General features: G+C 46.7%; 9 protein-coding genes and 2 rRNA genes. 1 reads left to right on the top strand and 10 read right to left on the bottom strand.

The window, feature by feature from the left end; translation table 11 throughout:
- Positions 1 to 91 precede the first annotated feature (91 nt).
- The 4 genes from HXT53_RS00395 to HXT53_RS00380 form a co-directional block, all read right to left on the bottom strand.
- Positions 92 to 3153: ribosomal RNA gene (locus HXT53_RS00395) — 23S ribosomal RNA — on the bottom strand.
- A 55-nt stretch (positions 3154 to 3208) separates the two neighbouring features.
- A complete protein-coding gene (locus HXT53_RS00390; RefSeq protein WP_246943692.1) occupies positions 3209 to 3466 on the bottom strand; it encodes a hypothetical protein in 258 nt (85 codons plus the stop codon).
- 60 nt (positions 3467 to 3526) lie between these two features.
- Positions 3527 to 5054 (bottom strand): 16S ribosomal RNA (locus tag HXT53_RS00385).
- Together the 16S and 23S rRNA genes form the textbook arrangement of a ribosomal RNA operon.
- 191 nt (positions 5055 to 5245) lie before the next feature.
- On the bottom strand, positions 5246 to 5599 hold the full coding sequence (locus HXT53_RS00380; RefSeq protein WP_421780338.1) for a hypothetical protein: 354 nt from the start codon (positions 5597 to 5599) through the stop codon (positions 5246 to 5248).
- Between the two features lie 38 nt (positions 5600 to 5637).
- Here HXT53_RS00380 and HXT53_RS00375 point away from each other — a divergent pair, with 38 nt between their 5' ends.
- A complete protein-coding gene (locus HXT53_RS00375) occupies positions 5638 to 6420 on the top strand; it encodes an SIR2 family NAD-dependent protein deacylase (protein WP_020760312.1) in 783 nt (260 codons plus the stop codon).
- A 14-nt stretch (positions 6421 to 6434) separates the two neighbouring features.
- Here HXT53_RS00375 and HXT53_RS00370 read toward each other — a convergent pair whose 3' ends face one another.
- The 6 genes from HXT53_RS00370 to HXT53_RS00345 form a co-directional block, all read right to left on the bottom strand.
- Positions 6435 to 8387: an alpha-glucosidase gene (locus HXT53_RS00370; RefSeq protein ID WP_421780335.1), complete on the bottom strand. Its 1953-nt coding sequence runs from the start codon at positions 8385 to 8387 to the stop codon at positions 6435 to 6437.
- A 213-nt stretch (positions 8388 to 8600) separates the two neighbouring features.
- Positions 8601 to 9569 (bottom strand): ketopantoate reductase family protein, encoded by a 969-nt coding sequence (locus HXT53_RS00365; protein ID WP_004113883.1) that lies wholly within the window; start codon positions 9567 to 9569, stop codon positions 8601 to 8603.
- Positions 9570 to 9826: 257 nt separating this feature from the next.
- On the bottom strand, positions 9827 to 10891 hold the full coding sequence (locus HXT53_RS00360) for a ribokinase (protein WP_048730915.1): 1065 nt from the start codon (positions 10889 to 10891) through the stop codon (positions 9827 to 9829).
- Positions 10892 to 10959: 68 nt separating this feature from the next.
- On the bottom strand, positions 10960 to 11355 hold the full coding sequence (rbsD, locus tag HXT53_RS00355) for a D-ribose pyranase (protein WP_020759758.1): 396 nt from the start codon (positions 11353 to 11355) through the stop codon (positions 10960 to 10962).
- A 389-nt stretch (positions 11356 to 11744) separates the two neighbouring features.
- The gene (locus HXT53_RS00350; protein WP_004137758.1) at positions 11745 to 12683 is read right to left on the bottom strand and encodes a D-ribose ABC transporter substrate-binding protein; all 939 of its coding nucleotides are present in this window, start codon (positions 12681 to 12683) and stop codon (positions 11745 to 11747) included.
- A gap of 299 nt (positions 12684 to 12982) precedes the next feature.
- The gene (locus tag HXT53_RS00345) at positions 12983 to 13984 is read right to left on the bottom strand and encodes an ABC transporter permease (RefSeq protein ID WP_004113889.1); all 1002 of its coding nucleotides are present in this window, start codon (positions 13982 to 13984) and stop codon (positions 12983 to 12985) included.
- Positions 13985 to 14127: the final 143 nt, after the last annotated feature.

Genomic DNA, 14127 nt, shown 5'->3' with positions numbered 1-14127 from the left:
AGAAAAACAATCATCAAAATCAACAACTTAACCATAAAATGACCGTCTAACACTCCTCAAAGTTAAGAGAATTAAACGATAAGCAATACAAGTAGTATCACAATCGCCCATTAGTACTGGTCAGCTCCACCCCTTACAGGGCTTCCACATCCAGCCTATCAACCACGTGTTCTACATGGGGGCTCACACACAAAGTGCAAGGAATGCTAATCTTGGAGCAGGCTTCCCGCTTAGATGCTTTCAGCGGTTATCCCTTCCAAACGTAGCTAACCGGCAGCGCCACTGGCGTGACGACCGGCATACCAGAGGTTCGTCCACCCAGGTCCTCTCGTACTATGGGCAGGTCTCCTCAACATTCCAACGAGCGCAGAGGATAGAGACCAAACTGTCTCACGACGTTCTGAACCCAGCTCGCGTGCCGCTTTAATCGGCGAACAGCCGAACCCTTGGGACCTGCTCCAGCCCCAGGATGCGACGAGCCGACATCGAGGTGCCAAACCATCCCGTCGATATGGACTCTTGGGAATGATCAGCCTGTTATCCCCGGGGTACCTTTTATCCGTTGAGCGATGCCACGTCCGTACGCCGGCACCGGATCACTATCTCCGACTTTCGTCCCTGCTCGACCCGTCAGTCTCACAGTCAAGCCCGCTTGTGCGATTACACTCAACACCCGATTGCCAACCGGGCTGAGCGGACCATTGAGCGCCTCCGTTACTCTTTAGGAGGCAACCGCCCCAGTTAAACTACCCGCCAGGCACTGTCCCTAACACGGATAACGTGTCGAGGTTAGACGCCAGATATGGAAAGAGCGGTATTTCACTGATCGACTCCACGCAAGCTAGCGCCCACGCTTCACAGCCTCCCGCCTATGCTACACGATCCACACCTAACGACAATACCAAGGTATAGTAAAGGTCCCGGGGTCTTTTCGTCCTTCTGCGCTTAACGAGCATCTTTACTCGTACTGCAATTTCGCCGGGCTCCTGGCCGAGACAGTGGGGAAGTCGTTACGCCATTCGTGCAGGTCGGAACTTACCCGACAAGGAATTTCGCTACCTTAGGATGGTTATAGTTACCACCGCCGTTTACCGGGGCTTAAATTCACCGCTTCACCGAAGCTAACGGATCCTCTTAACCTTCCGGCACCGGGCAGGCGTCAGAGCGTATACAGCGGCTTACGCCTTCGCACGCTCCTGTGTTTTTGGTAAACAGTCGCTACCCCCTAGCTTGTGCCACCCCCAACAGCTCAACAATGTGAAACCATATCACCATCAGGGGTCTCCCTTATGCCGAAGGCACGGGAGTAATTTGCCGAGTTCCTTGGCCAGGATTCGCCCGATCGCTTTGGTATACTCTACCAGACCACCAGTGTCGGTTTAGGGTACGAGCGGAATCACACCTCACGTTGAAGCTTTTCTCGGCAAGCAGGATCACCGGAATCAGCCTTACAGCCTACCCATCACGCCTCAGCTTAACATCCCCCGGATTTACCTAGAGGACAGCCCACACGCTTAGCCACGGAAAACCACCTCCGCAGCCGGCTACCTACCCGCGTCACTCCCACGCTAACCTACTACCGATACAGTCCCAACACTAAACCAGAAGAAAACCCCGAAAGATAATCAACCAGAATAACGAAGGTTAGTACTCTCAGATTCAGTTCGAACGGTGTAACACCGGTACGGGAATATCAACCCGTTCATCCATTCGACTACGCCTGTCGGCCTCGCCTTAGGACTCGACTCACCCGGGGACGACGAACGTGGCCCCGGAACCCTTAGTCATTCAGCGGACAGGATTCACACCTGTCTCTCGCTACTCATGTCTGCATTCTCACTCCCGTATAGTCCACGACAAGTTCACACTGCCGCTTCACCCCATACAGGACGCTCTCCTACCCCACATGAACTAAATCATGCAGTCGCGTCTTCGGTGGCGTGCTTAAGCCCCGCTACATTGTCGGCGCGGAACCACTAGACCAGTGAGCTGTTACGCACTCTTTCAAGGATGGCTGCTTCTGAGCCAACCTCCTGGCTGTCTATGCGACTCCACATCCTTTCCCACTTAGCACGCGCTTCGGGACCTTAGACGACGATCAGGGCTGTTTCCCTTTTGACGACGGAGCTTATCCCCCGCCGACTCACTGCCATGATAAACCTAACAGGTATTCGGAGTTTGGCTGCTATTAGTACCCGGTATGGGCCCGCAAGCATCCAGTAGCTCTACCCCCTGCAAGCAATAACATGACGCTGCACCTAAATGCATTTCGGAGAGAACCAGCTATCACGGAATTTGATTGGCCTTTCACCCCTAACCCCAAGTCATCCCCCCAGTTTTCAACCTAGGTGGGTTCGGTCCTCCACACGGTCTTACCCGCGCTTCAACCTGCTCAGGGCTAGATCATCCCGCTTCGGGTCCAGGACATGCGACTAAAACGCCTTTTAAAACTCGCTTTCGCTACGGCTCCCCCACCCGGGTTAGCCTCGCCACATACCACTGACTCGCAGACTCATTTTTCGATAGGCACGCCGTCACCCCACAAAGAAGGCTCCGACGGATTGTAAGCGCACGGTTTCAGGAACTATTTCACTCCCCTCCCGGGGTGCTTTTCACCTTTCCCTCACGGTACTAGTACACTATCGGTCAGACAGGAATACTTAGGCTTACCCAACGGTCTGGGCAGATTCACGCGGGATTCCACGAGGCCCGCGCTACTTGGGAATAAACATAAAAAGACATCGCGCAACCTGCTACGGGGCCATCACCCTCTACGGCTGGGAATTCAATCCCATTCACATAACACGACATTTTATCACTCTTCTCAACCCCGTCAGAGGCTGAACAGTCAATCCCACGACCCCGAATACGCAACACCTGACGGTTATCACACGTACTCGGTTTAGCCTGATCCGCTTTCGCTCGCCACTACTCACGGAGTATCCTTTCCTGCAGGTACTGAGATGTTTCACTTCCCTGCGTACCCCCCACAAAAACTGTGGTGACCACCCATAACAGTGGCCGGGTCTCCCCATTCGGAAATCCTCGGATCAAAGCCCACTCGGCAGCTCCCCGAGGCATATCGCAGCCCGTCACGTCCTTCATCGGTCCTGTCTACCAAGGCATCCACCATACGCCCTTACCAGTGATACACCAGTAAAAAGCCTATCGCTTAACTCTCTAGACAATAAATCATCACACTAAACGATCACAAAACGATCAAGCGACTCCACCAAAATGGAGCCGGTTGAAATTGATAAAAGTAAAAACAAGCAAAACCAAAAATAGTCTCACTATTCTTACTCGCGTCCACTATCCAGTTCTCAAACCACCAAACACCAAGAACACAAGCCAAAAACCAAAAAGCCTCAACCTGTAATCCAAGGGCCAGGACCGCAACCCCAAAAAAAGGGGGGTGGCAATCCGGGAACCCAAAAGCATGCCCAACAAACTCATCTAAAAACATTAACTATTGTTTTCCACACCAGTAACCACACTCAACCGAGCGTGCACAAAAACTCCGTAGAAAGGAGGTGATCCAGCCGCACCTTCCGGTACGGCTACCTTGTTACGACTTAGTCCCAATCACGAGCCTCACCTTAGACGGCTCCATCCCAAAAGGGTTAGGCCACCGGCTTCGGGTGCTGCCCACTTTCATGACTTGACGGGCGGTGTGTACAAGGCCCGGGAACGCATTCACCGCGACGTTGCTGATTCGCGATTACTAGCGACTCCGCCTTCACGTAGTCGAGTTGCAGACTACGATCCGAACTGAGACCAGTTTTAAGGGATTAGCACCATGTCACCATGAAGCAACCCGTTGTACTGGCCATTGTAGCATGCGTGAAGCCCTGGACGTAAGGGGCATGATGATCTGACGTCATCCCCACCTTCCTCCGAGTTAACCCCGGCGGTCCCCCGTGAGTTCCCGGCATAACCCGCTGGCAACACAGGGCGAGGGTTGCGCTCGTTGCGGGACTTAACCCAACATCTCACGACACGAGCTGACGACGACCATGCACCACCTGTGAACCTGCCCCGAAAGGAAACCACATCTCTGCAGTCGTCAGGCACATGTCAAGCCCAGGTAAGGTTCTTCGCGTTGCATCGAATTAATCCGCATGCTCCGCCGCTTGTGCGGGCCCCCGTCAATTTCTTTGAGTTTTAGCCTTGCGGCCGTACTCCCCAGGCGGGACGCTTAACGCGTTAGCTCCGACACAGAACCCGTGGAATGGGCCCCACATCCAGCGTCCACCGTTTACGGCGTGGACTACCAGGGTATCTAATCCTGTTCGCTCCCCACGCTTTCGCTTCTCAGCGTCAGTAACAGCCCAGAGACCTGCCTTCGCCATTGGTGTTCTTCCCGATATCTACACATTCCACCGTTACACCGAGAATTCCAGTCTCCCCTACTGCACTCTAGCCCGCCCGTACCCGGCGCAAACCCACCGTTAAGCGATGGGCTTTCACACCAGACGCGACGAACCGCCTACAAGCTCTTTACGCCCAATAATTCCGGATAACGCTTGCGCCCTACGTATTACCGCGGCTGCTGGCACGTAGTTAGCCGGCGCTTATTCGAAAGGTACACTCACCCAAAAGGCTTGCTCCCAATCAAAAGCGGTTTACAACCCGAAGGCCTTCATCCCGCACGCGGCGTCGCTGCGTCAGGGTTTCCCCCATTGCGCAATATTCCCCACTGCTGCCTCCCGTAGGAGTCTGGGCCGTATCTCAGTCCCAATGTGGCCGTCCGCCCTCTCAGGCCGGCTACCCGTCGAAGCCTAGGTGGGCCATTACCCCGCCTACAAGCTGATAGGACGCGACCCCATCCCATGCCACTAAACACTTTCCCAACAAGACATGCGTCAAGTTGGAGCATCCAGCATTACCACCCGTTTCCAAGAGCTATTCTGGAGCATGGGGCAGGTTGGTCACGCATTACTCACCCGTTCGCCACTCTCACCAACCAGCAAGCTGGTCAGATCCCGTTCGACTTGCATGTGTTAAGCACGCCGCCAGCGTTCATCCTGAGCCAGAATCGAACCCTCCACGAAAAACTTCAATGAAGAGCCAACAAAAGGCTCCAATATAAAAGAAAAAGACGAGACATTCTTTAAGGAAAGAACATCCCAACAAAAAACCTCACCATCATTTAACCATCTCTCAGGCACCCCACAATCCGTGAGGCTGACAATGAACTGGCAATAATTAACTAAATAAGTAGTACAGACACGCTCTTGAGTTCTCAAACCACCACCACACCAGCCGGCTCATCAACCTCAACCGAGGAGAACCAGCCGCGCTGAGCAGCAAGAGATAAACTTACACCAAACCCCACCAAAACGCAAACCAACACCAAACAAACACCACAAAACCATTGAAAACAAGCCAAAACATCGGCGTGTCGAAAACACGCAAAAAACCACAACAAACCACCACAACCACCAACACAAAACCAAAAACAACCCAAAAAACAAACAAAAAAACAAACAAAAAACCATAAAAAACACAAAACCCGGGAGTGTCGCGCAAAGCAATCGAGCAAAATAATCAAAATACACAACGCAAACAACGTAAACAAAATATATGCATACAACATGTGTACGTGCTATGCGTTCGCGTGCTATATATAGGTATATGAGAAATAGCGAGAAAAACAGCAAGAACAACTCACACAATCACATTGTGGCTCTAACAGGCGCCGGAATATCTACAAGCGCTGGCATTCCAGACTTTCGAGGCCCAGATGGAGTTTGGACTAAACACCCAGAGCAAATGAGTGTTTACGATATAGACGCGTTTTTAAGCAGTGAAGAGGAACGCATTTACTCTTGGCGCTGGCAAAAAGAGTCGCCAGTTTGGAACGCTCAGCCAGGAACAGCACACAAATCGCTAGTAAAACTTGAGAAAGCTGGGATGCTGGACTTAATCGCCACTCAAAACTTTGATGCGCTTCACGAAAAAGCTGGAAACAGCCCAGATATTGTAGTGAACTTGCACGGAAGCATTGGAACATCACACTGCATGAGCTGCCACGCAAGCTACAATACAGCAGACATTATGCGCGACTTAGACGCACACCCAGACCCACATTGCAGGCGCGCGCTGCCATACCGCGGAAACATGCCTTGCAACGGTCTTATAAAAACGGACGTTGTATATTTTGGAGAAGCTCTTCCCGAAGGCGCAATGGAACGCAGTGCACAGGCGATTATGCACGCAAGCGAGTTGTGGGTTATTGGATCTACGCTAGAAGTGTTTCCAGCTGCAAGCCTTGTGCCGCTAGCCGCTCGCGCAGGAGTGCCGATTACAATAATGAACCTGGGCGCTACGCAATACGATTATTTGGCAGAGCGCGTAATACGAGAAGATATTGCGAAAGCTCTGCCAAAGTTAGTAGACGAAACTATTGCAAAGTGACTATTGCAAAATAATTATTGCAAGCTAACAGCGATTCCCTCCCAAGGAGCAAGCGTGCCATTTTTAAGTGATTTAAGAGCATGATCCGCGCTGTAGGTAGAAATCATCACATCATCATACGATACGCCGTTAGCGGCGATATTACGCAACAATTCGGCACTTTGAGCAGGTATTGCTACAGATGAATCCGTCATATTTACCATTACGAGCAACTTCTTTACAGAAGCACAAGGCGAATCGCAAGCAACCGCGCTTGAAGAACTCACACCATGCTCAAGACCTGCCTCATCTGCCACATCTGCCTTAGCATTATCACAAGTCTGCTCAACCTGCCTAACAAACGCGTAAACGCACTCGTCATCCGCATCAACCAAATTCCAAGAACCAGCCGAAACAACAGGCTGCGAATGGCGCAACTCAATCAAACGCTTGTAGAACGAGTAAACGGAATCCGAATCTTCCATTTGCTCCGCCGCATTAATATCTACATAATTAGGATTCACGCTAATCCACGGCTGTGCATTATTTTGCGACGGAACATTAAAAGGCATGAATCCCGCATATTGAGACGCATTCCATTGCATAGGCGTTCGAGAATTATCGCGACCGCGCTTTGCGAGCGCATCCATCATCGACTCAGCCGACTGAATATGCGCTTCTTCTACGCGCTGCTTAAACATATTTAACGCTTCCAAATCGCGATACTGCTCGAGACTCGTAAAGTGCGCGTTTGTCATGCCAATTTCTTCACCCTGATACACATACGGAGTGCCGCGGTGCATGTGCAAGAGCATTGCAATCGCCTTAGCGGAAAGCACGCGCATCTCATCGCTAGCCTCACTACCCCAGCGAGAAAGCGCACGCGGTTGATCGTGATTATTAAAGAACAGGCTCGCCCAACCAGCCTCGCTAACTGCCTGCTGCTGATCTGCCATTGCGCGTTTTAATGCCGTCAACTTAAGAGGAATAGGATTCCACTTAGTTCCATTTGCGCAATCAACATTAACTTGATCAAACAAGAAGAGCATGTCTAGCTCACCATTAGCAGGATTTGTAATATAAGTGTTTCGATGCGCGGAAATTCCAGGAGCCTCGCCAACAGTTAAGAAACCTTCGCGACCTTTGAAAACCGCTTCGCGCATCTCGCGCAAAAACTCGTCTAAACGAGGGCCATCGGAGCAGAAGAAATACGGCGAAGAATATCCGTCGTCGCCTGCTGGCGCATCTTCAATCTGCGAACCGCATTCTCCAGGCAAACGTCCTTCGCTATCTACGCGCTTAGAAATTTGCGTAATCACATCCATACGGAAGCCGTCAATTCCGCGATCCATCCACCAATTCATCATCTTGTACACGGCAGCACGAACCGCAGGATTTTCCCAATTCAAATCTGGCTGCTTTGGCGAATACTGGTGGAAGTAATATTCGCCGCGCTTTGGATCGTAAGTCCACGCAGAACCGCCAAAATACGAGCCCCACTTATTTGGCTCAGCACCTGGCTCCCCAGGAACGCAACCTTTGCGCGCTGGTCTCCACCAATACCAATCCGCGTAGTCGCTAGAAGCATCTCTTGAAGCCTGGAACCAAGCGTGCTCGTCGGAAGTGTGATTTACTACTAAATCCATCACAATCTTAAGCCCGCGCTTGTGCGCTTCTGCCAGAAGCTCGTCCATATCTTCTAGAGTGCCAAAAAGCGGATCAATATCTTGATAATCGGAAATATCGTAGCCGTTATCGTCTTGCGGAGACTTGTAAACAGGACTAAGCCAAAGCACGTCAACACCTAAATCAGCCAAATAATCAAGACGCGAAGTAATGCCCTTCAAATCACCGATTCCGTCGCCGTTAGTATCTTGGAAGCTTCGCGGATAAATCTGATACACAACTGCATTCGCCCACCAAGGGTTTGGCGTAGCACCGTTTGTGCGCACGGATTCTGGCAAATTCGATCTGTCAAAAGTAGTCATACATTCCCCATTAATTTACGTCAATAAGTATTTTTATTACAGTTTTATTTATTACAAATAATTTTATTTATTTAATAGTATTTATGATTTTAGACTCTAAATTTTATCAGCATATTAGATGTTACGCGCGGATAATAAAAAGCGGCCCGTAGTAAAAACCACGAGCCGTGTCTCCTTCTCATTCATTGTACGAATTGTAGAATGCTCTCCAAATCACTGCTGATTATGCAATTTAAATGCAAGCTCCGCCAAATGAACTCCGTGCGTTAAGAACTCGTGCGTGCGGCACACGTAATCATTTTCTCGACCAAGCTTCGCAATATAGCCATTGATATAATCAACCTCTGTTTTTCGTCCACGACTCATATCTTGATACATAGAAGGATAGTGCAAAGGATTTGCCACTCGGCTCACGTAATCAATAGCCTCCAACTCCTGCTGACGCGTATTAACCATACGAATTCCTGCACGATCGCACACGTCGTACGCCTCGTCAATAAGTTGGCGAGCCATATCCATAGCTCCTGGGTAAGAAATAAACTGACCCATTTGAATCTGATACATTGTGCACAAAGTGTTAACTACGGAATTAAAAACTACCTTCGCCATGCAAGTACCCTTGAAATCTTCCGTAATAGTAGGATTCAAGCCAGCAGCTTTAAAATCATCTCGCATAGCAAGCTCAACATCGCTCACCTGCTCATTCAACGCGCACATATTCATTGTGCCAACGCCGACTTTACCAATAAAATCAACGTCGCCCGGGCCATTCAGCACGGTTGCAATCATTGCAGTACCACCGTAAATACGATCATCCGAGAAATACTGCTGAAGCTTTTCGAAATGACCCCAACCATTCATTGCAGCAAAAACAACTTGATGATCCTTAAACAAATGCTTGCAACGCTCCAACATTTGAGCAAGTTGCATCTGCTTCATAAACACAATCCACACATCTGGATCGCCGTCATAATCCTCAGGGGTATACATATTGATTGGCACAAGATGACGATTTTCATGATCTCGGCTCACCATTACGCCGCCTTGCTCGCGAACTTTATTCACATTTTCATCCCAGGCATCAATGAAATCAACATGAATGCCAGCCGTTTCCTGCAACAAAACGCCATAGCGATACCCCATAGCTCCAGAACCGATCATTGCATATTTCATGCCACTCATAGTGACACCTCCTTTTAGGTAAAAATGTGCTTAGGCGAAATTCGTACATACATGGAAATTCGTCGAAGCGACTATGAATATAGTAAAAAGCAGTAAAGCTGATTGTAGTGACTAAAATCAGCCAACTGCTTTTTGGTTTTTATAGCATATTACACAGTTTTTTGAGAATGTCAAAATTTTGTATTATTTAAAATGCAATTACCAACTAATAATGCTCACAAATATGCGTATATCGCAATCACCTACAACTCAGTCACTTAAACATTAAAAAATTGACGAATTTGTTCAACTGTGCCATAAGAAGCTTGAGCGCCAAAACCAGTAGCTGCATACGCAGAAACATAAGACGCTAACGCGGCAGCTTCGTCTAAACGCATATCTACAGACAAACAAGCTAATATTGTGCCCATAAAAGCATCACCGCAGCCAGTTGTATCAACAGCTTTAACGCTCTGAGGGGAAATCATGCATACGCAATCCTCTTTTGAATAATCCAACACTACAGAGCCTTTAGAGCCAAGAGTAACTACAGCTTCATCAAAGCCAAAATCATGCATAGCGTGAGCTACATGATTCCAATCAAAAGAATACCAATCGCCATCATCTGGCTCTTCAATATTCAAAAGTTGCGCCATCTCATGCTCGTTAACAAGCAAAATATCCGCAGAATCAATCAAATCTTTAGGCAACTTGTTTAAAAATGGCGAATCGTTAAGAAGCACTTTTACGCCATTTTCATGCGCTAGTTGTGCGCACATAGTTACAGTTTCTAAAGGACTTTCTAAACAAAGACCAAGAACTTTTGCGCTAGTGAGAGCGGATTTTACTAACGGCGATTGAATATACTCACAATCTACTAAAGAATTAGATCCTGGAGCATACACAATAGTATTTTCCCCACTATGCGCATCTACAGTAATCACAGTTGCGCCACTCTTTTTATTTTCTACGCGACGAACACAAGTTGTATCAACTCCGGAAGATTGCAAAGAATTTAGGAGAAAATCAGCATTGTAATCATTGCCAACTGCACCAAACATTTTAACGTGTGCACCGAGTTTTGCAGCCGATACAGCTTGATTACCAGATTTTCCACCTGGCAACACGCGAATCTCGTTTCCATTAATGGTTTCTCCTGGGTTAGGAAGACGATCTGCCACAATAGTGTAATCCGCATTCATAGAGCCGACTATTGCAATAGCGTTTGAATCCGCTTTATGTGATTCTTGCATATTCTCTTGCGTAACTTTTAAATCGTTTAAGCGGAGCGACGCAATATTTTCTAATCCACTTAACGAATCAAGCTTACTATAACAATGCATTTTTCTCCTAAATCAGCAACTAATCTTTAATATTAAAAATTTATAAAAGAACACCACAATTTAGAAATTTAGAAAGGAACGCCACAGCGCAATAAAATGTTGGAATATGGCGTAGTTTCGCCTGTACGAATCACAAATTTTGCTTGTGAAACTAAAACTTTAAAACCTTCATCGCCATCGTGTGGAACGTATGTTAGCGGCACGCCTAAGGATTCTTTTACCCACTCTTCTGGCTTTTTATTGCATGCTTCTTTAGCCATTATGCCTGATTCAAGTACCAAATCAGCTTTGATTGCATTCAGCACATCGCTAAATCGTGGAATTCCAAACACTAAAGCTAAATCTATTACTTCTACGCCTTGTGGAACTGGTAATCCGCAATCAGAAATAACAAATTGATCCTTATGCCTAAGCTTTGCCAGAGCAGCCGCTAATTGCGAGTTCAAGATGCCATGAGTTAACATTTTTCTCCTTATGATATTAAATTTTTACCTTGCATTAGTGACTATCAACAGTGATAATCGCATAATAGCAAATGCTCATCAAGCTTAAATGCTTGCTGTAATGATTGTTATAAGACTAAATATCTACTTATTTATATTTACTTATTTTAAATATTTACTTTTTATATATTTACAAATAATGCATCCAAAATAATGTGATATTAAAAACAACAAATAGTGCGGCGTTGAAAACGATGACAACATACACGTTGCATATGCAATAAAATCGTATTAATTGTTACGCTTAGCATACAAGTCAACGATTTCAACGCCATATAAATGTTGTACTACTTTTTGTACACTTTTCACACTATTTGGTTTACTACTTTTTTGTACTACTTGATTTACTATTACTCGAAATCAGCTACATTCTTTGATGTAACTGTTTTCACAGTAATTGGCTCAGTCTTTGGAACAGTTTGCTTCTTAATAGCCTTTACAGCTGCAGCAACGGCAGAACGCCCAAGCTCCTTTGGTTGCTGAGCAATAGTGCCAGCCATTGTTCCAGCCTTAATAGCCTTCATGCCATCGGCAGTACCATCGAAGCCAACTACTTTAACATCTTTACCAGCTTTAGCACCTAATGATTGGATTGCACCTAATGCCATCTCGTCATTCTCGGCGTAAATGCCAGCTGCGTTCGGATGAGATTGCAACAAGTTGGTTGCAACGTTCAACGCCTCAGCACGATCAAAGTTAGCAGTCTGCTCCGCAACAACCTTAATATTTGGATACTTCTTAATGCGATCCTTAAAACCTTTGCCACGATCTCGCGTAGAAGCAGCACCTGGGATGCCTTGCAAAATTAGAACTTCGCCCTTTTCTCCCATGCTCTTAGCGAGCGCATCGGCAGCTTGAGCACCTCCCGCCACGTTATCGGAGGCAATGTGAGAAGTAACTTTTTCGCCAGTTACGGAACGATCCACAGAAATCACAGGCATACCAGAGCTAAGAAGTGGCGCAACGGCTGGGCCAGCAGCATCGGAATCCACAGGATTTATAATTACTGCTTTAGCACCTTGAGATTGCGCGTTTTGAGCCTGATCTTGCTGCTTAGAAGAATCGTTCTGAGCATCTGAAACCTGTAAATCAACTCCCAGCTTCTTGGCTTCCGCTTGCGCACCATCACGCAAATCCACAAAGAATGGATTATTTAGCGTAGACACTAACAGCGCAACCTTGTCGCTAGAGCTTGCATTTCCACACGCACTCATGCTGAAAACAAGAGCCGATGCTGCTGCAACAGCACAAGCGAGCTTCATACCACGGCGCATAACTAGATAATTCATCATATCTCCTTTGACTATTGCCTTATTAATCGCAAATCACAATATTTAAAACATTATTTGCATAAATAAGGCTGATGTTTTTGCCATTTATTTACCATATTGTTAAATTGTTTTCAGTTATAATTTAAATTATTTTTATTAGATTTTTGTTAGATTTCTTATTATATTTTTGCTGCATTTAGGCATTGATGCTTGCCACCATTAAGTCAATACCTTTATAAACACCCCCCTTCTAAGCAAGGAGATCAAGTTTCTACGGATTATTAATATGTCTATTAATATGCTTAATATGCCTTATTTCAGTGAGTATCTTCCTTGCGTCGCAAAGTATCGAGGCTTACAGCAAACGCAATCACCAAGCCAATAACAACTTGCTGCCAGAAGGAAGAAACGTTCAAAATGTTCAAGCCATTACGAATAACAGCCAAAAGTATTGCGCCTACGAATGTGCCTGAAATCTTACCTTTGCCTCCAGAAAGCGATGCGCCACCAATAACCACAGACGCTATAGCATCCATCTCGTAACCGGTAGCTGCTTGAGGCTGAGCAGAATGCAAACGCCCTGCAATCACTAAACCAGCTACAGCAGCAAAAACGCCAGAAAGAATAAACACCATAATTTGAGTTTTATGAATGTTTATGCCAGAAAGACGAGATGCTTCCATATTTCCGCCAACAGCATACATTGAACGACCTGTAGTAGTGAAGTTCAAGATTATTGCGGAAATAACGCCCATAATAATCATCATCACTATTGGCATAGGTATTCCGCATATTGTTGCTCCGAAGAAATTCACCATGCCCGAAGTGGAAATAGGACGACCATCCGAAACAACCAGCGTAAGTCCACGAGCCACAGACATCATTGCCAACGTGGCAATAAACGACGGCAGCTTAAGAAAAGCATTAGCAACGCCAGAAATTAAGCCAAAAACTGCGCCTGTAGCTACACCAATAATAATAGTCAATATTGGAGGTAAGCCCATAGAAGCGCCAGTGTAAGCAACAAGCATGCTAGAAATCGCAGCAACTGCACCAACCGACAAATCAATTCCAGCGGAAACGATTACGAAAGTTTGACCAAATGCCAAAATTGCTACCGTAGCAGCTTGAATGCCAACGTTGAGAATATTTACACTTGTTAAAAATGCAGGCGTAGCGCAAGAAAGCGCTGCACACAAAATAATCAAACCAATAAGTGCACCATTACGAGATGCAAACTTTTTTAACGTTGGCAAAAATCCTTTGTCGTCTGCACCATACCCTAAACGGTGAGATTTTTCGCTCTTTGTAGCACTCATAACAAATACTCCTTTAACGAGTTTCCAACAGTTCACAGCACCTATTTGCGCTTTTCAAACTGCAGAACGCAATTTTTACGTTTTACAAGTAATCTTTCAATTTTTAATTTTTCAATATGACTTCACGCCATGTTGTTTATTGT

The organism is Gardnerella sp. KA00390 (assembly GCF_049244075.1).
GTDB classification, from domain to species: Bacteria; Actinomycetota; Actinomycetes; order Actinomycetales; family Bifidobacteriaceae; genus Bifidobacterium; species Bifidobacterium vaginale.
The sequence above is the reverse complement of the archived record's forward strand: the minus strand, read 5'-3'. Positions and strand labels throughout refer to the sequence as shown.